The 25,579-nt window shown below is 58.6% G+C and carries 22 protein-coding genes, 5 tRNA genes and 1 other RNA gene; 16 read left to right on the forward strand and 12 right to left on the reverse strand.

What is annotated here, in order from left to right:
• Nucleotides 1–67: 67 nt before the first annotated feature.
• A complete protein-coding gene (gene tig, locus J2S67_RS04355) occupies nucleotides 68–1,396 on the reverse strand; it encodes a trigger factor (RefSeq protein ID WP_310246654.1) in 1,329 nt (442 codons plus the stop codon).
• A gap of 100 nt (nucleotides 1,397–1,496) precedes the next feature.
• Nucleotides 1,497–1,570: transfer RNA gene (locus J2S67_RS04360), tRNA-Pro, on the reverse strand.
• Between the two features lie 298 nt (nucleotides 1,571–1,868).
• On the opposite strand from J2S67_RS04360, the gene J2S67_RS04365 reads away from it, so the two are divergent.
• Nucleotides 1,869–1,939: transfer RNA gene (locus J2S67_RS04365), tRNA-Gly, on the forward strand.
• 160 nt (nucleotides 1,940–2,099) lie between these two features.
• On the opposite strand, the gene J2S67_RS04370 is transcribed toward J2S67_RS04365, so the two are convergent.
• Nucleotides 2,100–2,573 carry a ribose-5-phosphate isomerase gene (locus J2S67_RS04370; RefSeq protein WP_239446159.1) on the reverse strand — a complete coding sequence of 158 codons (474 nt, stop codon included), beginning with the start codon at nucleotides 2,571–2,573 and terminating at the stop codon, nucleotides 2,100–2,102.
• A gap of 164 nt (nucleotides 2,574–2,737) precedes the next feature.
• Between J2S67_RS04370 and pepN the strand changes: the two genes are divergently transcribed.
• From pepN to J2S67_RS04385, 3 genes are all read left to right on the forward strand, one after another.
• On the forward strand, nucleotides 2,738–5,350 hold the full coding sequence (gene pepN, locus J2S67_RS04375; protein ID WP_310246657.1) for an aminopeptidase N: 2,613 nt from the start codon (nucleotides 2,738–2,740) through the stop codon (nucleotides 5,348–5,350).
• 17 nt (nucleotides 5,351–5,367) lie between these two features.
• The gene (locus tag J2S67_RS04380; RefSeq protein WP_141739884.1) at nucleotides 5,368–5,886 is read left to right on the forward strand and encodes an OsmC family protein; all 519 of its coding nucleotides are present in this window, start codon (nucleotides 5,368–5,370) and stop codon (nucleotides 5,884–5,886) included.
• Nucleotides 5,887–6,045: 159 nt separating this feature from the next.
• The gene (locus tag J2S67_RS04385; RefSeq protein WP_070492329.1) at nucleotides 6,046–6,420 is read left to right on the forward strand and encodes a globin; all 375 of its coding nucleotides are present in this window, start codon (nucleotides 6,046–6,048) and stop codon (nucleotides 6,418–6,420) included.
• On the opposite strand, the gene J2S67_RS04390 is transcribed toward J2S67_RS04385, so the two are convergent.
• Nucleotides 6,417–7,097, reverse strand: coding sequence for a hypothetical protein (locus J2S67_RS04390; RefSeq protein WP_141739883.1), 681 nt, complete (start codon nucleotides 7,095–7,097; stop codon nucleotides 6,417–6,419). The two genes, J2S67_RS04385 and J2S67_RS04390, sit on opposite strands and share 4 nt — an antisense overlap.
• Before the next feature lie 95 nt (nucleotides 7,098–7,192).
• On the opposite strand from J2S67_RS04390, the gene J2S67_RS04395 reads away from it, so the two are divergent.
• Nucleotides 7,193–8,086 carry an acyl-CoA thioesterase gene (locus J2S67_RS04395; RefSeq protein ID WP_239446162.1) on the forward strand — a complete coding sequence of 298 codons (894 nt, stop codon included), beginning with the start codon at nucleotides 7,193–7,195 and terminating at the stop codon, nucleotides 8,084–8,086.
• A gap of 105 nt (nucleotides 8,087–8,191) precedes the next feature.
• Here J2S67_RS04395 and ettA read toward each other — a convergent pair whose 3' ends face one another.
• Together ettA and J2S67_RS04405 are read right to left on the reverse strand one after the other, a co-directional pair.
• Complete coding sequence (ettA, locus tag J2S67_RS04400) at nucleotides 8,192–9,874, reverse strand: energy-dependent translational throttle protein EttA (protein WP_035755056.1); 1,683 nt, start codon at nucleotides 9,872–9,874, stop codon at nucleotides 8,192–8,194.
• Between the two features lie 207 nt (nucleotides 9,875–10,081).
• Nucleotides 10,082–10,654: a single-stranded DNA-binding protein gene (locus tag J2S67_RS04405; RefSeq protein ID WP_070490787.1), complete on the reverse strand. Its 573-nt coding sequence runs from the start codon at nucleotides 10,652–10,654 to the stop codon at nucleotides 10,082–10,084.
• Nucleotides 10,655–10,848: 194 nt separating this feature from the next.
• Between J2S67_RS04405 and J2S67_RS04410 the strand changes: the two genes are divergently transcribed.
• Both J2S67_RS04410 and J2S67_RS04415 read left to right on the forward strand, forming a co-directional pair.
• Nucleotides 10,849–10,922 (forward strand) — tRNA-Arg (locus J2S67_RS04410).
• 118 nt (nucleotides 10,923–11,040) lie between these two features.
• Entirely contained in the window at nucleotides 11,041–11,700 is a 660-nt protein-coding gene (locus J2S67_RS04415; RefSeq protein WP_310246661.1) for a hypothetical protein, read from the forward strand.
• A 157-nt stretch (nucleotides 11,701–11,857) separates the two neighbouring features.
• On the opposite strand, the gene J2S67_RS04420 is transcribed toward J2S67_RS04415, so the two are convergent.
• Nucleotides 11,858–12,952 (reverse strand): GTP pyrophosphokinase, encoded by a 1,095-nt coding sequence (locus J2S67_RS04420; protein ID WP_035755052.1) that lies wholly within the window; start codon nucleotides 12,950–12,952, stop codon nucleotides 11,858–11,860.
• A gap of 204 nt (nucleotides 12,953–13,156) precedes the next feature.
• Nucleotides 13,157–14,827 (reverse strand): polyprenol phosphomannose-dependent alpha 1,6 mannosyltransferase MptB, encoded by a 1,671-nt coding sequence (gene mptB / locus J2S67_RS04425; RefSeq protein WP_141739789.1) that lies wholly within the window; start codon nucleotides 14,825–14,827, stop codon nucleotides 13,157–13,159.
• A 200-nt stretch (nucleotides 14,828–15,027) separates the two neighbouring features.
• Here mptB and orn point away from each other — a divergent pair, with 200 nt between their 5' ends.
• The 4 genes from orn to def all read left to right on the forward strand — a co-directional run bounded on the left by orn (nucleotide 15,028) and on the right by def (nucleotide 18,229).
• Nucleotides 15,028–15,570: an oligoribonuclease gene (orn, locus tag J2S67_RS04430; protein WP_084590360.1), complete on the forward strand. Its 543-nt coding sequence runs from the start codon at nucleotides 15,028–15,030 to the stop codon at nucleotides 15,568–15,570.
• A 178-nt stretch (nucleotides 15,571–15,748) separates the two neighbouring features.
• Nucleotides 15,749–15,821: transfer RNA gene (locus J2S67_RS04435), tRNA-His, on the forward strand.
• A gap of 244 nt (nucleotides 15,822–16,065) precedes the next feature.
• A complete protein-coding gene (locus J2S67_RS04440) occupies nucleotides 16,066–17,616 on the forward strand; it encodes a DUF1846 domain-containing protein (protein ID WP_407682064.1) in 1,551 nt (516 codons plus the stop codon).
• A 37-nt stretch (nucleotides 17,617–17,653) separates the two neighbouring features.
• Nucleotides 17,654–18,229, forward strand: coding sequence for a peptide deformylase (gene def, locus J2S67_RS04445; RefSeq protein ID WP_070490779.1), 576 nt, complete (start codon nucleotides 17,654–17,656; stop codon nucleotides 18,227–18,229).
• Nucleotides 18,230–18,345: 116 nt separating this feature from the next.
• On the opposite strand, the gene J2S67_RS04450 is transcribed toward def, so the two are convergent.
• Both J2S67_RS04450 and rnpB read right to left on the reverse strand, forming a co-directional pair.
• Entirely contained in the window at nucleotides 18,346–19,725 is a 1,380-nt protein-coding gene (locus J2S67_RS04450; RefSeq protein ID WP_377650360.1) for a glyceraldehyde-3-phosphate dehydrogenase, read from the reverse strand.
• 292 nt (nucleotides 19,726–20,017) lie between these two features.
• Nucleotides 20,018–20,390: RNase P RNA component class A (gene rnpB / locus J2S67_RS04455), an RNA gene on the reverse strand.
• 70 nt (nucleotides 20,391–20,460) lie between these two features.
• Here rnpB and J2S67_RS04460 point away from each other — a divergent pair.
• Nucleotides 20,461–21,228: a YaaA family protein gene (locus J2S67_RS04460; RefSeq protein WP_310248726.1), complete on the forward strand. Its 768-nt coding sequence runs from the start codon at nucleotides 20,461–20,463 to the stop codon at nucleotides 21,226–21,228.
• A gap of 43 nt (nucleotides 21,229–21,271) precedes the next feature.
• Here the strand turns inward: J2S67_RS04460 and J2S67_RS04465 are convergent, their stop codons facing one another.
• Both J2S67_RS04465 and J2S67_RS04470 read right to left on the reverse strand, forming a co-directional pair.
• Entirely contained in the window at nucleotides 21,272–22,006 is a 735-nt protein-coding gene (locus J2S67_RS04465; protein ID WP_310246671.1) for a zinc ribbon domain-containing protein, read from the reverse strand.
• 115 nt (nucleotides 22,007–22,121) lie between these two features.
• Nucleotides 22,122–22,988 carry a Nif3-like dinuclear metal center hexameric protein gene (locus J2S67_RS04470; RefSeq protein WP_310246673.1) on the reverse strand — a complete coding sequence of 289 codons (867 nt, stop codon included), beginning with the start codon at nucleotides 22,986–22,988 and terminating at the stop codon, nucleotides 22,122–22,124.
• A gap of 67 nt (nucleotides 22,989–23,055) precedes the next feature.
• Here J2S67_RS04470 and msrA point away from each other — a divergent pair, with 67 nt between their 5' ends.
• The 4 genes from msrA (at nucleotide 23,056) to J2S67_RS04490 (ending at nucleotide 25,541) form a co-directional block, all read left to right on the forward strand.
• Nucleotides 23,056–23,622, forward strand: coding sequence for a peptide-methionine (S)-S-oxide reductase MsrA (gene msrA / locus J2S67_RS04475; protein ID WP_310246676.1), 567 nt, complete (start codon nucleotides 23,056–23,058; stop codon nucleotides 23,620–23,622).
• Between the two features lie 143 nt (nucleotides 23,623–23,765).
• Entirely contained in the window at nucleotides 23,766–24,698 is a 933-nt protein-coding gene (gene cysK, locus J2S67_RS04480) for a cysteine synthase A (RefSeq protein ID WP_310246678.1), read from the forward strand.
• 37 nt (nucleotides 24,699–24,735) lie between these two features.
• On the forward strand, nucleotides 24,736–25,323 hold the full coding sequence (epsC, locus tag J2S67_RS04485) for a serine O-acetyltransferase EpsC (protein ID WP_070490771.1): 588 nt from the start codon (nucleotides 24,736–24,738) through the stop codon (nucleotides 25,321–25,323).
• Nucleotides 25,324–25,464: 141 nt separating this feature from the next.
• Nucleotides 25,465–25,541, forward strand: a tRNA-Val gene (locus J2S67_RS04490).
• Nucleotides 25,542–25,579 lie beyond the last annotated feature (38 nt).

Raw genomic sequence — 25,579 nt, forward strand, 5'->3', positions numbered from 1 at the left:
TGCCTTTAACGTGGATGTGGCCCCGCTAGATGATCTAGCGGGGCCACACGGGGTTCTGCACGAGGATTTAGTTCTCCTCGGTTGCTTCCTCAGTCTCCTGTTCACCTTCTGGGGTGACGAACGGGGTCAGGTCGACGTCCTTGCCGTCGGTGTCCGTGACCTTCGCTGACTCGAGGACCTTAGCGAGGGCCTTACGGCGGCGAACCTCGCCTACAACTGCCTCGATCTGGCCGCCCTGGCCGAGCATCTGCATGAACTGCTGTGGGTCCATGCCGTACTGCTGGGAGGTCTGGAAGATGTATTCGAGCAATTCGTTCTGCTCGACGCCGATCTCTTCTTCCTCAGCGATCTTGTCGAGGACTACCTCGGCGCGGAAAGCCTTCTCGGTGTTCTGGCGAACTTCCTTACGGTGCTCTTCGGTGTCGTGGTCATCATCTTGGTTAGCCGAGTTGAAGTGCGCTTCAACCTGCTCCTCGATGACGCTCTCTGGGAGCGCGACCTCGACCTTTTCAAGGAGCGCATCAAGTGCCTTGTCGCGAGCCTCGACGCCCTGCTGCATGACTGCGTCTTTCTCTGCACCTTCGCGCAGGGAGTCGCGGAGCTCTTCGATCGTGTCGAATTCGGAGGCCAGCTGAGCGAACTCATCATCAGCTTCCGGTAGCTCGCGCTCCTTGACAGCGGTCAGGGTGACCTTCACGGTAGCGTCCTTACCGGAGTGCTCACCGCCTGCCAGCTTGGTTTCGAATGCGGCGTCCTCGTCAGCGGACAAGCCAATCAACGCCTCATCGATGCCTTCGAGCATGGTACCCGAGCCGATCTCGTACGAGAGGCCGGTTGCCTCATCAACAGTCTCACCGTCAATGGAGGCTGCGATATCGATCGTGGTGAAGTCGCCATCCTGTGCAGGGCGGTCCACGGTCTTGAGTGTGCCGAAGCGGCCGCGCAACTCATCGAGGGCTTTCTGCACGTCCTCGTCTTTAGCTTCGCGTGGCTCAACGGTGAGCTCGATGCCCTCGTAGTTTGGCACCTCGATCTCAGGGCGAGCATCGACGGTGATGGTGAGCGAAACGTCGGCTTCCTTATCAGCTTCGTTGAGCGAAGGAGCCTGCTCGACCTCAACCTCCGGGCGAGCCAGTGGGACAACGCCGGTTTCAGCCAGCGCCTGCTGGTAGTAGGAGTCCAGCTGGCTGTTCAGTGCGTTCTCGACGACGTATTCGCGGCCTACGCGCTGATCGATCATCACTGCAGGAACCTTGCCGCGGCGGAAGCCAGGGACCTGGATCTGCTGGGCTACTTCCTTATACGAGGCATCCAGAGCCGGCTTGAAGTCGGCAAATGGGACCTCGATGTTCAGCTTGACCCGGGTGGGCGTCACACGCTCGAGCGAGGTTTTCACTGTGCTGATGCTCCTGACGTCTAGTCAATTATGAAAGTGATTCAAGTAAGGCCCGCCGTCCGAAGATTCGGCTGGCGGGCCTTGCAAGATATTGAATGAGTCGGGATGACAGGATTTGAACCTGCGACTTCACGCTCCCAAAGCGCGCGCTCTACCAAGCTGAGCTACATCCCGGGATAGGCACCGATCCATCTAAGCACATCTGTGCGCCAAACTGAAATCGTACCCTATTTCCGAAAGTTCCTGAAACTATTGGCTCTAGGCTATAAAGCCTAGACTTATATGTCGTGACGCATTCACATGGGTGGTAGATCCAGCGATGCGCTGCTGACCGTGGCCGGTTCAGGACCAGTGATCACTGTATACGAGGTTTTTATTTTTACGAAATCCACTGTTTGCCTCGCGAGGCGAAATTTTGGTGAATTCGCTCGCACTGTTAGAGTGGATCCGGTCGCTCCAATGAGCGTGCCATGCGGGTGTAGCTTAATGGTAAAGCCCTTGCCTTCCAAGCAAGTTACGCGAGTTCGATTCTCGTCACCCGCTCTGGAATGGACATCTAGGGTTCCCGGCACAAGTAGGGTTCCTAGGGCAAAAAGGTTCTCCCGAAACACGTGGAAGTGTTTCGGGAGAACCTTTTTCAGTACAGAACCGTTTTCAGTACAGAACTAACTTCGCTACCGGTCTAGTCCCGCATCATGGTCCGCTACATCTGGATGTCACCGGTGGTCTCGTAAACCCCGATCTTCCCGATGCGACGTAGGTGACGTTCGTCTCCTGGGAACGGCTCGGAAATGAATGTGCGGATGAGTTCGGTTGCTTCATCTACCGTGTGCTGGCGGCCGCCTACGGCTACGACGTTGGCGTTGTTGTGTTCGCGGGCGAGCTTTGCGGTCTCTTCGTTCCAGACGAGTGCTGCGCGGATTCCTTTGACCTTGTTCGCGGCGATCTGTTCACCGTTACCTGAGCCACCCAAAACGATACCGAGTGCTTCGACACCGTTATCCCAATCTTGAGCGACGGCTACCGCAGCGTTGATGCAGAACCCTGGGTAGTCATCGAGTGGATCGTATTCTTGCGGGCCGTGGTCAATAACTTCGTGACCGTCCTCCCCCAGGACTTTGATCAGATGGTGGCTCAGTTCGAGACCCGCGTGATCTGTAGCGATGTGGATACGCACATTTCCTCCAAGGCGACGTAATCGAAACTCTCAAAGAGTATTCTAGGCAAGAAGCAAGCGCGCACGTCTGGTTAGATTGCATCCCAAGTGGGAAACTATTCAAGAAAGCCTTGACATCACTCACCTGCGCCCCTGAGAGCACCAAAAACTAGAGGAGACTACCTGTGCCTGGACTTAACCTGACCCGCGACGAAGCGATGCAACGCTCCCGTCAGTTAGTGGCTCAGTCCTCCCACATCCACCTGGATCTCACCACAGGTAGCGAAACGTTCCGGACTAAAGCAACCATCGCGTTTCGTTCCGTTCCAGGCGCGTCCTCGTTCATCGACGCAATCACAGCGCGCATCCATTCGATTACCCTCAACGGCAAAGACCTCGATCCCGCGACCCACGCGGATGAATACCGGATCCAGCTGCCGGATCTGAAATCGGAGAACCTCTTGGAGATCGACGCGGATTTCCACTACTCCTCCACCGGTGAAGGTCTGCACCGTTTTGTAGACCCAGTCGATAACGAGGTCTACCTATACACCCAGTTCGAGGTTCCGGATGCACGCCGTGTTTTCCCTACTTTTGAACAGCCGGACCTCAAGCAGGCCTTCAGCTTCACGGTCGATGCCCCGGCTCACTGGACAGTGATCTCCAATCAGCCGACCCCACAGCCGCAATCTCTACCTGCTGAGGCGACCCCAACGGAACAGGGCACGCAACCCCAAACCGACATCGCGCGTTGGGTCTTCCCAGCCACGCCACGCATTTCCTCCTACATCACAGCGCTCGTGGCAGGCCCGTACAAGGGAACCACGGACGTCTACAAGGCAGAAGATGGCCGTAGCGTGCCGCTCGGCGTCTATTCTCGCGCTTCACTTGCACAATACGTAGACGCCCAGAACCTGTTCGAAACCACTAAGGCCGGGTTCAGGTTCTTTGAAGAGCAGTTCGGAACCCCGTACCCGTTCACTAAATACGACCAGATCTTTGTTCCAGACTTCAACGCCGGCGCGATGGAGAACGCCGGTTGTGTGACGATCCTGGAAGACTACGTGTTCCGTTCCAAGGTTTCCGGCGCGTTACGTGAACGCCGCGACATCACCGTTTTGCACGAGCTCGCTCACATGTGGTTTGGCGACCTCGTCACGATGCGTTGGTGGGATGACTTGTGGCTTAACGAGTCCTTCGCCGAGTTCATGTCTCACCTCTGCGCGGTTGAATCTGGCGTGTCCCCTCACGCATGGACGACGTTCGCGGCTTCCGAGAAGACCTGGGCCTACGCTCAGGATCAGTTGCCGACCACACACCCGATTACTGCCGACATGGTGGATCTCGACGCGGTCAACGCGAACTTCGATGGCATCACCTACGCTAAGGGCGCCGCTGTGCTGCGTCAGCTGGTTGCTTGGGTTGGCCAGGAAGCGTTCATGGAGGGCGTCCGGGCGTATCTCGCGGAGAACGCGTGGGGCAACGCCGAGCTTAAAGATCTGCTGCGCCACCTTGAAAAGGCTTCCGGGCGAGACTTGAGCGAGTGGTCTCAGCAGTGGCTGGAAACCTGCGGTGTCAACACTCTTAAGATCGACTATGACATCGACGAAGACGGATACCTTGCCGATCTCACCGTGACCCAGAGTGCGCCCGAGGCGCACCCGCATCTGCGTAAACAGCACATCAAGCTCGCTTTCTACACGCTTGATGCTGCACATAACCTCACACGTGATGTGAGCCTTGATGTGGATATCGAGGGTGAGAAGACCGTCATAGAGCAGGCTGGGCGGGTACCTACCCCTGACCTTGTTCTGCCTAATCACGCTGATCTGGGATTCGCGAAAATCCGCTTGGATTCAGCCTCTCTAGATACCGCTATCCGGCACGTGTCCGGGCTGCAGGAACCGCTGGATCGAGCGGTTGTGTGGTCCTCGCTGTGGGACGCTACCCGTGATGGGGAGCTCGCGGCAACAACCTTCGTCGATACCGTCCTGACCCACCTTCCTGCCGAGACTGACGCGACCCTTGCCAACCTTCTGGTGCGTCAGCTTGAGTACGCACTCAAGCACTATGTGCGCCCTTCTAAGGCCGAGACGCTGCGGCAGCGGGCCGGCAATGTTTTGTGGGGTGCAGCTCAAGAGGCTGCCCGTGGTAGCGACATGCAGTTCCAGCTCGTCAACGCTTTCGCTCGCCTCGCCAATAGCGATGTTCAGTTGGGCATTATTGAAGATCTCCGTAGCGGGGAGACTTCGCTGTCCGGTCTTGAGATCGATCAGGACCTCTCCTGGACCCTCCTGATTTCCCTCGCGACCGGTGGCCGCATCGGCGAAGCCGAGATCGATGCTGAGTACGCGAAGGATTCCTCGGCAACAGGCGCGACGAGCGCGCAAACCGCTAAAGCTGCACTGCCAAATCCTGAGGCTAAGCAGAAGGCGTGGGAAGCGATGGTCAAGGAGCAAAACCTGACGAACACTATGCAGCGAGCCACGCTCTTGGGCTTCAACCGTTGCCACGATGGGCACCTCTTGGCGCCATACGCTGAGCTCTACTTCGAGAACCTCGCCGCGATGTGGGATGACGCAAGCTATGAGATGTCACAACGACTAGTGACGGGGCTCTACCCGTACTTCGCGGCCACACCGGCCACATTGCAGGCGACAACTCAGGCAATCGAGACCCTTGCCGCTGACAAGCCAGGGCTCAAGCGTCCCCTGCTTGAGGCCCGCGACGGGCTTGAACGCATCATCGCCGCCCGCAAGGCGGACGAAGCCGCACACCGGACTAAGGCCACGCACTGAAACCCCACCGATTTCAGGTGAGTGTGGCTTGGCGGGCCGGTGACGGCCCGCCAACGAGCTCGCTACGTGCGTTCTCACGTGAATCCGTAGCAACCACACCGGGGCTCGGGCGTCCGCCGGTTTCGGATTCGTCCTCGCATACAACAGGGCTTGCGCTCTCGGCAGCAAAAGCGTTCTTCGGTGACCCCGCTCAGTGGAATCCGGAAACGCTCATGCTGGCGGCTTTGGGGCAATGCCATGTGCTTTCGTTTCTGCGCGCAGCCGGAATGCGAGGGTTCGATGTTGCCCGGACGAGCGTGGACGTCAGCGGGGAGCTAACCCTCTCCCCTGATGGTTCAGGCCGATTCACACTCATAGAGATTCAGCCTGCTACCCTCATTCCAAGGCTCGATGCACGGGCCCACGCGGAAGAATACAGGCAACTACACAGCCAGGCTCACAAATGGTGTTTTATCGCTAACAGCACCGCATGCAAGATCCTCGTCCACCCGGACAGCGGCGCAGACAACATCGGCGCAGCAGTCAGTAGCGAATAGTTGAGCGGTGGCGTTACGTGAGCGGCGGACGCTAGGGCTTGAGACAATGCTGGTATGGAGATGAACGAGAAACCCACCCCAGGTGTTGAAAAGCGTGAGTTCAAGGGCGCAATCCCTCTAGGCAATGTGCGTCCAGCTGGTCTCAACAGCACCGAGGCGATGGTGGGCAGCGTGTATCACCAGCTAGGTGAAAAGAAGTTCGTGGATCTGGTTGCCGCGTTCTATCGCGGCGTTGCAAAAGATGAGATCTTGCGGGCCGAATATCCCGAAGAAGACCTAGGCCCGGCAGAAATTCGCTTGCGCCTGTTCCTCATCCAGTACTTCGGCGGTCCCAGCACCTATTCCGAACACCGTGGTCATCCACGCTTGCGGGCCCGCCACTTCGCTTTCACCGTCAACCGAGACACTCGCGAACGCTGGCTCAAACACATGCGCGCTGCGATGGACGAAGTCTCATTGCCCCCAGCAATCGACGCGTTGATGTGGGATTACTTTGAGCGTGCCGCGACCGCGATGTTGAACACAGCCGACTAGCTCAACCCCGCCCGGTATAACAAGGTTCCGCCATGGCAGGATAGCCGCCGCCACATGCCTGCCGTGAAAAGGCGAGAACGCCCACCTTTGAGCACAAATCCGAGGGCGTAGGCCGTGAACGCGGCCCCCGCCAGCATGGGTGCCAAACGATCGCTCAGCTCAACCACGCCCAATTCGCTTAGAGATTTCCCCCACACCGCATTGCGTGCCTGCACGAGCACCGGTTGCCCCGGCTGATCCGGCAAGGACTCGCTGACGATTCGCGCGACTTCAGCACCCGCATCGTGCACTGCATCATCAACCACCGTCCCCGCTTGCTCCCATTGCGATTGCAGCGGCACCAGCGACGTCCATGGTGCGTTCACACGCTGCGGCGGGATGCGTAACTGCCCGTGGCCCGCGCTCGTTGCCCGCGGCAGACGATCACGCAGTTCAGCCATCGGGACCACAACGTCCACGAGTTCTGTTTGCTGAGTGAGACGCACCCCGCGCTGAGCGATAATCACGGGCGCGGGGTCCGTCAACATCATCGGGAAAGAAAACGCGGTGTGTAATGCCGCGACCCGGCCGCGCGCAACAATCCGACACACTCCATCACGAATACTGGCAGACCTCTGTAAGAAAGTTCCCACGTCCTCGAGGTCTGTCGCTTCAGACAAGATCAAACTAGTGGCCACCCTCTTAGTGTGCCAGGCACCTCCACCGTTGAGGTTGCGGCTATGATCTGAACAACATCTTTCATCAAGACCACGCAAGCGGAGGGTCATTTTTCATGGCATCGCCAACCGATGTTCTCAAGAACCTACTGGACCTTACAGAACCAGGCGCTCAAACCCACGAAATCATCTCGGTTGGGCACACCCCTAAAATCGGGCCGCCACGTATCTATGGGGGTCAGGTGTTGGGGCAGTCGGTTGTTGCGGCGCAACGCACGGTCGGTGATGACCGTCCGATCCACTCGCTCCACGGCTACTTCCTACGCCCCGGCGATCCTGAGAAGCCCATTACGTACGGTGTCGCGAAGCTACGCGACGGTCGCTCCTTTAGTGCGCGCCGCGTCAACGCTTACCAAGACGGGACACCGATCCTCTCGATGTCCGCATCCTTCCAGGTACCAGGTGCCGGCCCGATCTTCCAGGATGCGATGCCTGAAGGCGTCCCGGCCCCTGAGGATGTGCCGACGCTGGATGAAGAGCTAGCGGATATCGATCACCCGTTGAAGGACATGGTCACCAAGTATCGTCCTTTTGACCTGCGTTATCCGGAGGGCTCCCTCTATGCCCGCCCAGCAGGCACCCCGCAGCGTCATCTCGTGTGGATGAAGACGCGTGCTCAGCTTCCTGATGATCCGCTTCTGCACCGTGCCGCGTTAGCTTTCGGCTCTGACTTCACCCAGGTGGAGACTGCGTTGCGCCGTATGGGTACATCCTGGATTGGGATGCAACAGCTCGGGGCCTCATATGCGAGCCTGGATCATTCGATGTGGTGGCACCGCGAAGCTCGCGTGGATGAGTGGCTGCTCTTCGACCACCACGCCAGCACGGCTCAGGATGGCCGCAGCTTGATCCGCTCCTCAGTGTTCACCCGAGAGGGCGAGCTGGTCGCTTCGGTCGTTCAGGAAGCGATGATCCGCCTGTCTGAAGACCACGAGTATCCGCTCTCCTAGCTTCCCCTGGACCGCTTGCATGTTCACTGCTGGGCGGCACTTAAATGCTGGTGGCTCCCGCGTTATATAACGCGGGAGCCACCAGCATTTGGATTCTCGACTACCTTAGTCGCGGGTGAGGCGGCGGTGCGTCACTCGGGTTGGGCGCGCGGCTTCTGGGCCGAGGCGCTCAACCTTGTTCTTCTCGTAGTCTTCGAAGTTACCCTCGAACCAGTACCAGTTGGCTGGATCTTCCTCGGTGCCTTCGTAAGCGAGAATATGGGTTGCCACGCGGTCGAGGAACCAACGGTCGTGGGAAATGACCACGGCACAGCCCGGGAAGTTCTCGAGGGCATTCTCCAGGGAACCGAGGGTTTCAACGTCGAGGTCGTTGGTCGGTTCGTCAAGCAGCAACAGGTTACCGCCCTGTTTCAGGGTCAGTGCCAGGTTGAGACGGTTACGTTCACCGCCGGAGAGCACTCCTGACTTCTTCTGCTGGTCAGGGCCTTTGAAGCCGAACGCGGAAACATAGGCCCGCGATGGCATTTCAACTTCACCAACGTTGATGTAGTCACGGCCGTCAGAGACCACTTCCCACACGGACTTCTCAGGATCGATCCCGGCACGGTTCTGGTCGACGTAGGCGAGCTTCACGGTTTCACCGACCTTGAGGGTGCCTTCGTCAATCTCTTCGAGCCCAACGATGCACTTGAACAGGGTCGACTTACCTACACCGTTCGGTCCAATCACACCAACGATGCCGTTGCGAGGCAACGTGAAAGACAAGTTGTGGAAGAGCGTGCGGCCGTCGAAGCCTTTCTTGATCTCGTTGGCTTCAAGTACCAGATTGCCTAGGCGCGGGCCTGGCGGGATCTGGATTTCCTCGAAGTCGAGCTTACGCATCTTCTCTGCTTCAGCCGCCATCTCTTCATAGCGAGCCAGGCGAGCCTTCTGCTTGGACTGACGTCCCTTAGTGTTAGTGCGGACCCATTCAAGCTCGTCCTGCAGGCGCTTGGCGAGCTTCGCGTCCTTCTTACCCTGAACCTCGAGACGTTCACGCTTCTTCTCAAGGTAGGTTGAGTAGTTGCCTTCATACGGGATGAGGCGGCCGCGGTCGACTTCAGCGATCCACTCGGCAACGTGGTCGAGGAAGTAACGATCGTGGGTTACAGCGAGCACAGCACCTGGGTACGTCTTCAAGTGCTGTTCGAGCCACAAGACGGATTCGGCGTCCAGGTGGTTGGTTGGTTCGTCGAGTAGCAGCAGGTCTGGCTTCTGCAGCAGGAGCTTACACAAGGCGACACGGCGACGCTCACCACCGGAGAGGTGGGTTACATCAGCATCTGCTGGCGGTAGCTGGAGCGCGTCCATCGCTTGCTCAAGCTGCGAATCGATATCCCACGCATCAGCTGCGTCGATATCGGCTTGAAGCGACCCCATCTCTTCAAGCAACGCATCGAAGTCAGCGTCTGGCTGGGTCATCTCTTCAGAGATCTGGTTGTAGCGTTGCAGCTTCTCGTAGATCTCCCCAACGCCTTCCTGGACGTTGCCCAGTACGGTCTTTTCTTCGTTGAGAGGTGGCTCCTGCAACAGGATCCCTACGGAATAGCCAGGGCTGAGGCGGGCTTCGCCGTTGGATGGCTGGTCAAGGCCCGCCATGATCTTCAGAATCGTGGATTTACCGGCGCCATTCGGGCCGACAACGCCAATCTTTGCCCCGGGATAGAACGACATGCTGACATCGTCGAGAATGACTTTGTCGCCCACCGCCTTGCGGGCTTTGACCATGGTGTAGATGAACTCCGCCATGTTTCCTTTCGGTTGCTATTCCGCCGCAAGAGATCAGTTCCTGGGCGCGCGGACAGGGCCGGGTGCGGCCATCAACCATTCTAGTCCCCTACCACGGCCCTGTCGCACTACATCAGCAAAGCACTACATCACCCAAAGCAGGGCACCAATAATGTGCAACGGCTATTGCCGCCTGACACTTACGGGTGCGGGCACTCAAGCTCAGCCTCAGGCAGTGAGCCGGGCAGTCACATCCTCATCTGCATCGTCTTCTACGAGTGTGGTGGAACCGAAAGCGAACGTGGTGGACGATGATGCGGATGAGTCCACGTTGCCGGCGGGGCTTTCGTTGCCTGTCTCCGTATTGCCAATACCGTTGCTGAGCCCGTTACGGGCTTCTTCGCTTCGGGCTTCCCCATTGGCCGCGCCAGTGCCACGCTTGGCTTGGGAGGTACGGACATATGAAGCGGTACCGAACAGGAGGTCCGGCCCAACCGCATCCGCCAGAACTTCAACAGTGGTGCCGGTGCTGTTGTCCTCCCGCGTAAACTGCCTGACTTTGAGACGGCCCGAAACCATGACGCGGTCCCCCTTCGATAGCGAGCACATCACATTGCTGCCAAGGTCACGGAAAGCGGAGACCGAATACCAGTTGATCCCCGTTTCCTCCCACTCTTGGGTTTCCCGGTTGAAACGTGATTCGGGGCACCCTAGCCGGAACGAGGCGACCTTGAAGTTCTCGTGGTGTTTCAGTTGGATTTCTGTTGCAACGAATCCCCGTAGCGATACATAATCGGTCATCTTCTTCTCCTTAGGTAGTGCTCGGTATAGCGATTGCGTTGAGAGCTCTTGCACTATCAGGTTCACGAAAACAGGGCCGAAAAAGACGGTGGAGCGCAGATTTGTGGATGAATCCTTGTGAGTTGGGGAATGTGAACAACGGATCAAACCGTTATGCTGAAGGGGTTGCCTCTATCCCAGCCTTGAGGCATCCGGCCTCCGTAGCTCAGTTGGATAGAGCAGCAGACTTCTAATCTGCCGGTCGCGCGTTCGAGTCGCGCCGGGGGCGCTTACTGGCGGCTCACGGGACCGTGCACAGTAGGAATATCGGCACAACACAGAAAAGGTCTTAGAATTTGATGTACACGAGCCACAGTTTTGGTTCTGTTCAGATCAGGGAAGGGACCATGCAACAGCAATACCGCGGCACGATGACCGCCTCCAACACCGCTTCATCGAACCGTGCGGCGAAAGGTCAACACGACTTCCGTACCTCTCCCCTGGATAGCCGCGGCAACTTCGTGGCCCACCACAACACGCTCCCTTCCGACGTCGAGTTCACCTTTGAAGGTCGTAACAACCGTGTAGTGATCGATGGTTCCGTCATGCTTTCTGGCTTGAAGGCCCGTTTCCTTGGCTATAACGGTCAGCTCGTCATCGGTTCAGGCAATAAGAACCTCAACATCGAAGTGATTGTTGCCGAAAGCGCTAACATCGTGATCGGAGAGAACGTTACGACAGAGGGCGTGTTGAACATCGCCACTGTCCCCGAGGCCCAGGTTTCAGTCGGATCAGACTGCTACTTCCGCACGGACGTGTGGATCGATGCGGATTCCGAGGCCTCTTTCGGTGGAGCGAGCAAGAACGCCGTCACGATCGAAAACCAGGTGTTGGTGACCGGCTCGGACGTTCAGCTGCGCGCAGGTTCCCATATCGGTACCGGCAGCATTCTGGAAATGACCCCGTTGATCGATGAGGAAATCCCTGCCGGCTCACTGGTTCGAGGTATCCCGGCAACCATTGTGCGCAAGGCCCAATGGTCCCGCAACAACCTGCCACGCATCTAGTTCTCATCTAGTTTTCCAAGCCCGGTTTCTAGCGGCGCGTTACTAGCCGCCACGCCTCACCAGCCGCTACACCACACCGGCGTATCCCCGGGCTTAAGCTCCGCCCCCTAGGTTGCGTCCCCTACTCGGCGTTACGGTGCTACTCGGGGTTGCGGCATCACTCCGGCTGCATTCCTTGCCGCCGGTATGTACGGATCTGTTGCAGACGCCGCGAGAGCGATGCGCGTCGCCGCGGATCGTCCTGGGCGGTCAAGTCGAGATGGTTGTAGCCGAACTTCCACAGCAACAGGTCATCAAGTAGGCGCTCCGGGCCTGGAGAGAATCGGTGGTCCAGGGCCTGGCGCACATGCGTGATCGTTGTCGCATCTAGTAGGGATGCAAGCCCTTTAGGTGTGGTGATGTTGTGCGCGGCGAGCAATTCGAGCGCCCAACCCCAGTCGGAGTCTTCTTTATATTCAAGGTGCGGCCACATCGTGGACCACACTTCACCGATCAGTTCAGACGTTAGCTCTTCTCCCCCAACACCGTTCGCGTCCCAGAAAGCGAGGATGCGCTGGTGACGGTGATCGATGTCGGTGAACAGGTGCTCAACTGAATCAAGCATCGCAGCAGCACCAGTGAACTCACGGTCAAGGTATGGAGTCCAGGCTTCCGAGTTTCTGCGTTTGAACCGGATTTCGTGCTCGAATTCGCTCCAAGCGTGCGTGAGGATCGTACGGATCTGGATTTCGAACACGAACGGTAAGACACGTTGAGGGTGCCGCGCTTCATATTCGGCGACTATTGGATTGTCTTTGGGCCGCACGATGAGGTGCCGTGAGGAGTAGCCGTAGGTGCCAGTCTCCACCGAGCCGGTGTCTTTCTCGCGGTCAGATTCGATATAGAACTCGTTGCGGCAGCGTTTGATGATCTGCGCTGCGGCCCTGACTTGGCGTGGTAACTGGACGATCACGCGGATGCCCACGATGTCGTGCATCATCGAAATGGGGTCCGGGAATTCAAGTTCCCGCTCTTGGCCTTCTTCCTTCGAATACACCGTGCGGGAGGCCTTCTGCCGAAAAGATTCAACCGATTTGGTGCGTGCCGCCACGAAGAGTGGCCGCACATCGGTGTCATTGAAAAGCTGTTTGATCTGCACACGCAACTGTTCGGTGATGACTTCCAGCTCTGGCCGCATTTCGCGGTATTCGTCGATGTATGCAACGACTTTTTCGCGCAAGCGGTCGTCTAGTTCTTTCCATGCTCTCGTCACCGGTGCTGCCAGCTCCTTAGATCAAGCGGTGTTCCCGAACGGGTGCAGTGCCGTATACAGGACCAAGCGCGAGTTCTTTAGAGCGCGCACTATTCCGCTTCAGGCACCCGCTCTAGACTACCGGTTGAACCTGAAGGTTTCATGACTGCACTGTGTAGTTGCTCACCAATGCGGTTTCTCACCATGAGGGACGCACGCGCGGGGTTACCAGACGCGTTCGTCAATGACACGCGGGCTGCTGTAGATGCCAGGCCCGATGGTGCTTCTGTGCCATCTGCTTAGGGTTGGTACAACGATGCTGGTCCTGGCTGGTGTGCGAACGTCACGCCATGCTGGTGGAACAAGTAGCTTGCGTTGAGTACGTGGAAGGCTCACTGCCAGGATGCTGATGGTGGTAGAGATCAGGATGAATACAAGCTGGAAGCTACCGAGTTCTTGCCATGGCGGTAGTGAGATCTGTGTTGAGGTAGTCCAGATGACGTGGGCAATGCTTCCCCACACGATGAGCTGTTCAACGAATCCGAAGTACATGCGGCGGCACAGCAAGAACGGCAAGAACCAGTAGAAGTACCACGGCTGGATGACGGGGTTGAGCAGGCTTGCCGCCAGGAGTACGAGGCCGGATGCCGTCAGTGGCGAGATCTTGGGGCGGGCTAGCGCGAACCACACGGCGAGCCCGATAGCGATGAGTTTACCGACCGCATAGAAGAGGGCTTGGGCGATCAAACCTGCTTGTGCTCCACCCGCGAAGGATACGAGTTTGCCGAACCCTAGACCGAGCAGCCCAAACGGAGCGAAGGGGAAGATCGCCATGCCTTGTCCAGCCATCGCGGTGATCCAACCGAACCACGTCCCGGTCACGATTCCGAGGAGGGTCAAGACGAAGGCTACGGTCACGCCGGTAATGATCCAGCACATCCAGCGGCGGCCCCAGCTCGCGTTCTTGCCCGCCCAGGTGAGGCCAATGAACGGCAGGCATAGAACCACGATGGGTTTGATCGCGATCGCAGCTGTAGCCAGCAACAGCCCAGCGACTACTTTATTGCGCCGTAGCGCTACGAATGCCCACATCATGAGACCGACCATGAGCGCATCGTTATGCCCTGAGGCGATCATCGAATACAGGAAAAGCGGTGACGCTGCAGTGACCCATTGAACCCAGGTTGGGTTCACGCCGTGGTCGCGGCTGAGTTTGGGGATGATCTTCATGAAGATGATGACCCCGACCAGCGCGATGAGTCGGAAGAGGAACAGCGCGATGTCTGGGTTACCCCACGAAACAAGCGCGACGGCTGCCGCCATGATCAGAAACAGCGGCCCGTAAGGGGAGGCGGATTCCGCCCATACTGAGGCGGCACCTTGCCCAAACCAGCCCGGAACCTGGGAGACCCAGTCCGTGTATGGGTTTTTACCCAGCATCAAGAGCCGACCTTGGGCGAGGTAGGAATACATGTCGTTGCTGAAGATCGGTGGCGCGAAGAACCACGGCGCGCTCCATAGAACCACGATGCGGGTCTGGACGTGGTGCCCGTCCGATAGCGAGAGGCGGCGGGCAAGCTGGATCCAGGCGTGACTTGCGAGCCCAACGGCCGTAGCGAGCCCGATGACTGCCGCCCAGAGGACCGCGTCATTAGCGCGCAAAGCATTCACGAATGTAGAGCCGGTGAAGGTCGCATCTGGCGTGTTGGCTACAAACCCGATGGCCCAAGCGGAAACCGCTGCGAGCACCGATGCGAGGAAACCGACCCATACGGTGGTGTTGAGCCGCAAAGCATCAGGGAGCACGCGTCTACGCATACGCGACCACGCCGAACGTGAGGAGCGTGGCCGAGACGAAGCCTGCGGGCTTTCGTGCGCTGTAACGCTGTGATCCATGACTCCCCTGTTCGATTCGAGCTCAATGAGGCGCTGTTTATAAGCCCGGTTCTCTACAACCGTGCTCCCCTAAGGTTACGCTGAGATCTATGGAATCTCGCTCTGATCATGCAACGAAATCTGACCAGGTTCATCATTCCGGATCTGCAATCGGAACAAAACCCACCTCACACAACAGCCGGACGTTGGGCCGCGATGACATGCCGCTGGTGTGGATCGACTGCGAAATGACGGGCCTCGATGCGGTTAACGATGCCCTGATCGAAGTCGCTGTGATCATCACTGACGCGCAGTTGCAGCCGGTTGATGAGGGCATCAGCGTGGTCATCAAGCCACTTGCTGGGGCGATTGAGCGTATGGACGATTTCGTGACTCGTATGCACACGAATTCGGGGTTGTTGGAAGAGCTCGATGCCGGTGTTTCGATGCAAGCGGCTCAAGATTCTGTTCTGAGCTATATTCAACGGTTCGTCCCCGAGGCGGGCATCGCGCTGCTTGCGGGTAATTCGGTAGGCAATGACCGCTTGTTCTTGGCCCGCGACATGCCTGAGGTGATTGATCATCTGCACTACCGCATCGTCGATGTGTCCTCGATCAAGGAGCTTGCCCGCCGCTGGTACCCGCAAGATTTCGATGCGGCACCCGCTAAGACCGGTAACCACCGGGCTCTGGGTGACATTCAAGACTCGATCGATGAGCTCGCTTACTACCGCCGCACCATCATGAAGGCAGCGAGATCATGAAACACAGCGCTACGATGAGCAACAGCGAGGCCTACCCCGTTTTTGTGTTGCTTTCGCCACGGTGAACGCATGCGATTAGGTTGCCAACACTTTAACGTGTAGAGTCTCTGCTGTTGCCTCAATCCCAGGCGCTTCGGTTCCAGCCGAAACCAACGTGGGAGGCTGACAACTGAATATGGTGGGTGTAGCTCAGCCGGTAGAGCGTCTGGTTGTGGTCCAGAAGGTCGCGGGTTCAAGCCCCGTCACTCACCCAGGTACAGGAGGCCCAAACCTCGACACGAGTCAATGACCTAGAAAGTAGGTAATCGTTGTCAGGTTTGGGTCTCTTTTCGTCTAGACCTTCTTGTCTAGCCCCTATTCTCTAGCTTCGCCCACCTACAAGTGCGTGGCGGGTTGTTTCTGACTGAGCTTGCTTCCGGGGGTTAGACTTATCCTCTGTATGGCCCAGGCCCGCATTCACACGCGGACTGCTGGGAGGGTGCGGAACTTGTGGCTATGCCGCAGTTGAATCGCCCCCGACAGTTTGGAGGATGTAGCATCGTGTCCACGCAGATCCAGCGCAAAGTCGGGTTCGACCCTCTCCGCTACATCGACCTCCAATCCAAACACATCGCGGAACGCCGCCAGCAGATCGGCGGCAAACTCTATTTGGAGATGGGCGGCAAACTCTTCGATGATCTCCATGCCTCCCGTGTGTTGCCGGGTTTCACCCCTGATAACAAGATCAGGATGCTCCAGACGCTGGCGGATGAGCTCGAGATCTTGATCACGCTCAACGCTAAAGACCTCGAGAGGAACAAGGTCCGGGCCGATCTGAACATCCCGTACGAAGAAGACGCGCTACGTTTGATCGACGCGTTCCGCGATATGGGCTTCCTTGTAGAGCACATCGTCTTGACGCGTTTCGAAGAAGGCAATGAGGCCGCTGAGCGCTTCAAGGCGCGCCTGATCAAGCTCGGACTCAAGGTCGCTGTGCACCGCACCATTTCCGGTTACCCGGACGACACAGACCAGGTGGTCTCCCCCGAGGGCTTAGGGCGCAACGAATATGTCGAAACAACCCGCGATCTCATCGTGGTCACTGCCCCGGGGCCAGGGTCTGGCAAGCTTGCGACGTGCCTTTCGCAGATCTATCACGATCACCAGCGCGGCACGACCTCTGGTTACGCGAAGTTTGAGACCTTCCCGGTCTGGAACCTGCCGTTGAATCATCCGGTCAACCTCGCTTATGAGGCAGCGACCGCGGACCTTGATGATGTCAACGTGATCGACCCGTTCCACCTCGCCGCATACGGTGAACAAGCCATTAACTACAACCGCGACGTCGAGGTCTTCCCGCTACTGAAGACCCTGCTCGATGAACTCGCTGGCGGTTCCCCCTACGAATCCCCCACCGACATGGGCGTCAACATGGTTGCTGACGCGATCATCGACGACGATGTCTGCCGGGAGGCCGCGACCCAAGAGATCATCCGCCGCTGGTATAAGGCTCGAGTCCAAGAACGCCGCGAGGGGCTCGACCCGATCTATTCACGCCGCATCTCTCTGGTGATGGGTAAGGTAGGCTGCGCACCCGAAGACCGCGCAGTCGTCGCTCCAGCGCTCGAAGTCGCTGAAGCAACCGACGCCCCGGCATCAGCGATCCAGTTGCACGACGGCACCATCATCACGGGTAAAACATCCGCTCTGCTCGGCACGTGCTCGGCGACCCTGCTGAACGCGCTCAAGCATCTTGCAGGGCTTCCCAAAGAAGTGCAGTTGCTCGCGCCTACCTCGATCCGCCCAATCCAGTCGCTGAAGATCGATCACCTCGGATCCCAGAACCCGCGGCTTCACACCGACGAGGTCCTGATTGCGTTGTCTGTGTCCGCGGAGCGTGACCCGAACGCACGCGCCGCATTGGACCAGCTCCAGGCCTTACGCGGGTGCGACGTCCACACAACCACGATCCTCGGCTCAGTCGACGAAGGCATCTTCCGTAACCTTGGTGTGCAGGTGACGTCCGAACCTGTGTTCCAAGCCCGCGGCGTCTACAACAAACGCTAAACCCCATAGTTTTCCAACAACACCAGGAGCTTCCCTCGTGGCCGTACGCCCCATCGTGATCTATACAGAACCGGTCCTGCATCAGCGTGCCGCTGACGTCACAGAGATTGACGACGAGGTCCGCACCTTAGTTGCGGACATGTTCGAAACCATGGATGCGGCTAACGGTGTGGGTCTTGCAGCACCTCAGGTTGGTGTGGGCTTGAGGATTTTCACGTGGGACTACGATGAGCATGAAGACGATGCACCGAGCCGCGGCGTGGTCATCAACCCTCAGATCACGCTGTCGAAGGTCTCGGGTGCTAACCCTGATCCGGAGCGGCACACCGAAGGGTGCTTGTCAGTTCCCGGGCTGGATTTCCCGCTGCAGCGCGCCGACTACGCGCACCTGACCGGTATCGACGTTGACGGTAACCCCGTTGACTTCGAAGCGACCGGTTGGTTCGCTCGCATCCTGCAACACGAATACTGGCATCTTGAAGGGAAGCTCTATGTTGACATGCTCAATGACCGCTGGACCCGCCGGTGGAAACGCGAACGGAAGAAAGCCGGGATGACCGAGCCAGGGCTAACCTGGATGCCCGGTGTTGACCCTGACCCCTTCGGACACTAGGAACCCGCCCGCTGCCAGACAGATACAGGCATGCAACGGAGAAAGGTGTGGCCCGGAGGTTTTCCTCCGGGCCACACCTTTCGTTCTATGCCGCTACTCGGGCTGAATCGGCTGCCTTACTTGACGGCTGGGATTGCGACCGGGTGGCTACCTGCCATCTTCTCGATGATGCGTACCACCTGGCACGAGTAACCGAACTCGTTGTCATACCAAACGTAGAGGATCACGTGCTTCTTGTCGGCTGCGACGATGGTTGCGCGGCCGTCAACGATGCCGGCGCGGCGGGAACCGACGAAGTCAGTGGACACAACCTCTGGGGAGTCGGTGTAGTCGATCTGCTTGTGCAGTTCACCCGAGAGCGAGGTTTCGCGTAGGAAGTTGTTGATGTCCTCGACCGAGGTTTCCTTCTCAAGGGTCAGGTTGAGGATCGCCATCGAAACATCCGGGGTTGGGACGCGTACGGCGTTACCGGTGAGCTTGCCTTCTAGCTCCGGCAGGGCCTTCGCTACTGCCTTCGCGGCACCGGTTTCGGTGAGCACCATGTTCAGGACTGCGGAGCGGCCGCGGCGCTCGCCCTTGTGGAAGTTGTCGATGAGGTTCTGGTCGTTAGTGAACGCGTGGACGGTCTCGACGTGGCCCTGTACAACGCCGTAGCGGTCGTTGACGGCCTTCAGGACTGGGGTGATCGCGTTGGTCGTGCAGGACGCTGCTGAGAGGATCGTGTCTTCGGCGGTGATGTCGTCGTCGTTGACGCCGAACACGATGTTCTTGATCTCGCCCTTACCTGGGGCCGTCAGCAGAGCGGCGCTCGTGCCCTTGGCTTGCAGGTGCTGGCCGAGGCCTTCTTCGTCGCGCCAGCGGCCGGTGTTGTCAACCACGATGGCGTTCTCGATGCCGTACTGGGTGTAGTCCACCTGGGCTGGATCGTTAGCGTAGATGAACTGGATCTGGGTGCCGTTAGCGGTGATCGTGTTGTTCTCTTCGTCAACAACGATCGAACCGTCGAATGCACCGTGGACGGAGTCGCGGCGCAGCAGGGATGCGCGCTTCTGCAGGTCGTTATCTGCGCCCTTACGTACTACAACGCCGCGCAGGCGCAGGCCTACACCGCCGCGTTCGATGAGGATGCGGGCCAGGAGACGGCCGATGCGGCCGAAACCGTAAAGGACTACGTCACGAGCGCCGCTCGCGTCTGCCTTCTGACCTAGAACGTCTGCGTAGAGTTCAGCGAGGAACGCATCCGCGTCGTCTGCACCCTTTTCTTCGAATGCACGGTTCAGACGGCCCAGGTCGATCGAAACGTTGCCTGGGTTGAGTTCATCGAGCTTCACCAGCAGATCGTAGGTGCGCTGCGGGTCGAGTTCCTTGCCCTCAATGCGGCGAACCACACGGTGAGCCTTGAGGATGTCAACTACTGAAACATTGATCAGTTTGCGACCGTAGATCGAGGTCACCACGTTGTTTTCGCGGTAGAGACGACCGATCAGCGGAATCATCTTCTCCGCTAGAGCCTCACGGTTCTTCCAGTCTGCGTATACAGCTTCAGTCTGCTGGGTCACTGACAACTCCTGGTTGATTGGATCAGCCAGCAACCACGCATGTTGTGAGCGTTCGCTGGCCAAGACGGTGTGGTGCCCGCTCCACCTGTTCGGTGCGCGCGCTAATCCGCATACCATTCTACCTAAGGGAGCGGCTCTGGCTAAGAGAGCCATAAAGCCACCCGCTTCCACGCAAAGACTAGCTTGGACGTGGAGCGCCTGAGGGGGCGTACCAGAACGGTGCTGTGGCGGAAGAAGACGGCCATAAGCCGGATTCTGTACGCGTGACGCGTTACCGCACCCCGCGGGACGATCATCTATCTAGAGCCGCCATTGCTGGTGGCTTCAAGCAACCAACCCGACTACTTCGGCGGACAGCCTGATCGCGTAGTCTGCTCGGTCTTGCTCCGGGTGGGGTTTTTCTGGCCGCGCTAGTCACCTAGCGCGCCGGTGGTCTCTTACACCACCCTTTCACCCTTACCGCGCACCCAATCATGGATCGCGGCGGTCTGCTCTCTGTTGCACTTTCCTGCAGGTCACCCTGAGTGGACGTTATCCACCACCCTGTCCTGTGGAGTCCGGACTTTCCTCGACACCTGTGTCGCGATCGTCTGTCCGTCTCCTTCCGCACCCTTCATCCTACCCATGCATGCGGCCCGCTCAGATTTCTGCGGGGCTATGATGTCGTTCGTGATGATTCTTCTGCCGCCTTCCGAAGGTAAGACACCCGCCAGCAACGGCGCGAGCATCGACCTTAATTCGCTCGCATGCCCGGAACTGGCCGAGGCCCGCCGTGAAGTGGCACGCCACCTTGAAGAGGTTTCTGTGGGGGCCGATGCCGCGGAAGTCCTTGGAGTCGGCAAGGCTGTTGCTCACGAGATTGAACGCAACATCGATATCTTCGATGCCCCAGCCGCTCCCGCGCACGATATCTACACTGGTGTGCTTTACGACGCGCTGGACTACGCAGGGATGAGCCCAACACAGAAGAGAAAGGCCGCAGACCGGATCTTTGTGATCTCAGCGTTGTGGGGTGTTGTCGGGCTGGCCGATCGCATCCCGGCGTATCGGTTGTCGATGGACGTGAAGCTACCCGAGCTCGGCAAACTCGGGACATACTGGAAACCACGGCTCGCCACAGCGCTTGCAGACAGCGCGGAAGGCGAGCTCATCGTCGATTGCCGCTCAGCGGCCTATCAAGCAGCCTACGTTCCAGACCCCCAACAGACCGTGACCGTCAACGTGGTTCAGATCAAAGATGGGAAACGCAAGGTCGTCTCGCATCACGCTAAATACACGCGCGGGATAGTTGCTCGTCTACTCATGCAAACCCGTGGCGAAGGACCCCAAACTCCGCATGCCCTGCTCACCGCGATGCAGAAACATTGGCCACAAACAGAACTCACCGAACCCACCCCACGCAAGGCCGGGCAACTCACGGTCGTTCTCGACGAAAACTAGCCGCGCTCATACGACCAGTTACGCACCGTGTCCACGCACTCAGTTAGGCACCGCGCTCACGTACGAGGATAATCCCGGTTTGGGGGCAGAACGCGAGTTCCTCTTCCCCGAGTGCTCGGATGTGTTCGAGTTCTTGCGGGTTCAAAGGCAACCCGGTTGCTGTGCAGGTGTCGTTATCGAGGCGGGCAACCCCAACCCCGTGTTCGGCGACCAGCTTCTCAAAAAGCTCAAGCAGTTCCGGAGCTAGTTTGGCGCTCGCTTCTTGCCGTTGAGCCTCGGCTGCGTTAATACGTTCAACGAGAGATGCCCGCGTATCGCGCACATACACTTGTGCCGCCTGGTTCTCCGCCACGGCCGCGCTCAAGACACGTTCAGCGGCTTGAGCGTCGGCTCGTTTCTCTTCACGCTCTTCGGCCGTGTCAACAAGGGTTTCTTCGAGGGTGGAGCGTCGTTCACGCAAAATATCGAGCATCCGCGCCAAACGGTCGGCCTCGCTACGCGGCTCCACACCGGCAAGCAGCTGCTCTTCCTTCACGTCGATATCTGTTGCGAGCTCGGCGATCGCGTTCTCAAGGTCGGCAACCGAACGGTTCAGCACGTCAAGCTGGCGCAGTTCATCGTCACGTTCAGCACGCGCTTGGATCGCATCGGCGCGCGCCTGACGGACGCGCTCGGCTGTGGCAACCGCATCGTGCTCGCGGCGCCATTGAGCCACCGAGGAGATCAAATCCTGAATCTCAAGCAACAGCTCTTGATGCTCACGTGTTGCAGTAACCACGACGATCCCTACTTCCGTATCCGAGGCCTCACTGCCTATCTTTCCATTCTCCCACGCTTCCCTGAACCCGCATCTAGAAGCCGGGGCTGGAAACGTTGCAAACTGCGAGACTATTTCAGGGGGTCAGAATGAAATCCCACGGGTCCGTGTTGACTTGGCTCACCTGGCATACAACATCGAAGCCGTCATCTTGCAGGGAACGGCTCAACGCATCGGCTGCTGCGGGTAGCCATAACCATTCCGATGCGAAATGCGATACATCGATGAGGTACGGGCGGTCATTCACCGCGGCTTCGCGGGCTTCCGATGCGGGATGGTGGCGTAGGTCAGCTGTTACGTACACATCGGCTTTGGATTTGCGTACGGCATCGAAGAGCGAGTCCCCTGCCCCGCCGCACACTGCAACGCGTTTGACTGCCCCTTCCGGGTTGCCGGCAACCCGGACACCGCCAGCCACAGACGGCATGATGCTGTAGACCCGTTCGGCGAACTCCGCTAGCGTGCATTCCTCAGCCAGGTCGCCCACCCGGCCGATGCCTTCACCTTCAACACCGCGATCAACGGGCGCCAGCGGCTCGGATTGTTCGACGCCCAAGCCGCGGATGATGACGTCGGAAACCCCGCCCAAAGCGGAATCCGCTGAGGTGTGAGCGGTATAGAGTGCGCAACCAGCCTCGATCAGCGTGTGCACTACGCGGCCTTTGAAGCGGTCGCCGGCAACAGAGTTCACCGCCCGCAACATCAGAGGATGGTGTGTCAAGAGCAGATCAGCGCCGCGTTCGATCGCGTCAACTGCGACGTCCTCGGTCGGATCAACCGCGAACACGATGCGTCGAATCAGCTGATCAGGTCGCCCCGTCACCGGGCCCACGGCATCCCACGACTCCGCTAGAGACTCAGGCCACAGCCGATTGATGTGCTCCCAAACCGTGGCGAGCGTAGGAGCCTTGCCCACTGAGACATCCGATGCAGTAGAACTCATAACTATTAAGCTACCCGTGAACCCCGTCTCGGGAACACTCCCAACGCCGCACGTGTTGAACCAATTGATGAATCAACAAAGCGACCACACGATCGTCATGGCAGGCGGATGCTTCTGGTGCCTCGACGCCTGGTTCCGCCAAGTACGAGGAGTCAACCACGTCGAATCGGGATACACAGGAGGCGGCGACGCACCCGCGGACTATTACAGCGTGTGCACCGGCACCACAGGTCACGCAGAAGCCGTCGCCGTGACCTTCGACCCCACCGTCATCAGCGATGACACCGTGCTCGACATGTTCTTCACGATGCACAATCCCACAACGCTGAACCGGCAAGGCTACGACGTCGGGCCCCAATACCGCTCCGCACTGTTCACCAACAGCAAGCAACAATCCGAGCTCTTTGAGGCGGCCATCGAACGTAATCAACCCAACTGGGCAGAGCCGATTGTCACCAGCATCGAACCGCTAGGCCCGTGGTACGCCGCTGAAGCCGAGCATCAAAACTACTACCAACGCAACCGGCAGGCCGGCTACTGCCACGTCATCATCGACCCCAAACTGAGCGCTGCCAGGGCACGTTTCGTTAAGTTTCTTGAAAGTGACGCGCCCACAAGCAATTCCCTAGGCTGAACAGCGAAACCAGTCGGGAGGCCTCTCATCCCAAGGCAAACGTGGCTCGCTCACGAAGGTGACTGACTCGCCAATCCACAACTCCCACATTCCACTTCCCAAACGTCTTTTGGAAACATTTCTTCTAGGAAAGGAGCACTGACGTGCCAATCCTGAACAACGTCACTGAAGCAATCGGAAACACCCCGCTCGTGCGCCTGAACAATCTTGATGCCGACCTTCCAGGTAACGTCGCGGTCAAGCTCGAGTTCTACAATCCCGCTAACTCGGTGAAGGACCGCATCGGTCGCGCGATCATCGACGCCGCAGAGAAGTCCGGAGCTCTGAAGCCGGGCGGAACCATCGTTGAAGGCACCTCCGGCAATACCGGCATCGCACTCGCGATGGTTGGCGCCGCACGCGGCTACCGTGTGGTCTTGACGATGCCAGAGACAATGTCGAGTGAACGTCGCGTGATCTTGCGCGCTTTCGGCGCGGAGATCGTTTTGACCTCCGGTGCTGACGGTATGCGCGGCGCAGTTGAGAAGGCCCAGCAGATCGTCCAGGAGACCGATAACGCAATCCTGGCCAGCCAGTTCTCCAACAAAGCCAACCCGGAAATCCACGAGGCAACCACCGGCCCGGAAATCTGGAACGATACCGAGGGCGCCGTTGACATCCTCGTGGGTGGCGTTGGCACGGGCGGAACCATCACTGGCGCTGGCCGTTACCTCAAGAAGCAGAAGGATTCGGTCAAGGTCGTGGCTGTTGAGCCAGCTGATTCTCCGCTGCTGACTGAAGGCAACGCGGGCCCGCACAAGATCCAGGGTCTGGGCGCGAACTTTATTCCAGAGGTCCTTGACCGCGAAATCTATGACGAGGTCATCGACGCACCGTTGGACGCATCGATCGAGACCGCCCGGGCTCTTGGCGCGAAGGAGGGGATCCTCGGCGGGATTTCCTCCGGTGCAGCTGTGTGGGCTGCGCTCGAGGTTGCTAAGCGTGAGGATAACCGTGACAAGCTCATTGTGGCCGTGGTTCCTGATTTCGGTGAGCGCTACATCTCCACGATGCTCTACGATGACATCCGCGGCTGAAACCAGTTAGCCCTCTCCTAGGCCGAAAGGACCCTCTGTGGGATTGATCTCCACGTTCCGGGAAGATATTGCGAACGCGCGGGCGCACGATCCGGCGGCGCGTTCAGGTGCTGAAGTCGCGATCGTCTACTCAGGTTTGCATGCGATTTGGATGCACCGGCTCGCCCACCGCATGTGGAATGCGTCGCCTCTTCTGCGGCTTCCTGCCCGGGCCCTTTCGCAACTGACGCGTTTCGCAACCGGGATTGAGATTCACCCAGGTGCGACGATCGGCCGTCGCTTCTTCATCGACCACGGCATGGGTGTTGTGATCGGCGAGACCGCAGAGATCGGTGACGATGTGATGCTCTATCACGGCGTGACGCTCGGCGGCCGTTCGCTCGCTAAAACTAAGCGACATCCGACGATTGGTGACCGTGTCACGATCGGCGCTGGCGCGAAGGTACTGGGGCCTGTCGTGATCGGGGCTGATTCGAAGATCGGAGCGAACGCGGTGGTTGTGAAGGACGCCGACCCTGGTTCGATCATTACCGGCGTGCCGGGTAAGGCGCGGGCAGCGAAACCTGAGGAACGCAAACCCGCGGTCGATCCGTGTGAATACATCGACCCGGCGATGTGGATCTGACACATCGGCTGGTGAACCTAAGGCTGGGGTGTCCGATGTGGCAATCACCACATCGGACACCCCAGTTGGGTAAAGCAAGGAAAATAAGGTAGGGTAAATATTCGTGCTCAGGGATCGAAAGTGAACTGAGAACCAACAGTTGGGTCTATAGCTCAGTTGGCTAGAGCATCTCGTTTACACCGAGAGGGTCGGGGGTTCGAGTCCCTCTGGACCCACCAATTGTTTAGTCTCGGGACATCGTTCACACGGTGTCCCG

The sequence above is a fragment of the Pseudoglutamicibacter albus genome (assembly GCF_031458175.1).
Taxonomy (GTDB): Bacteria; Actinomycetota; Actinomycetes; order Actinomycetales; family Micrococcaceae; genus Pseudoglutamicibacter; species Pseudoglutamicibacter albus.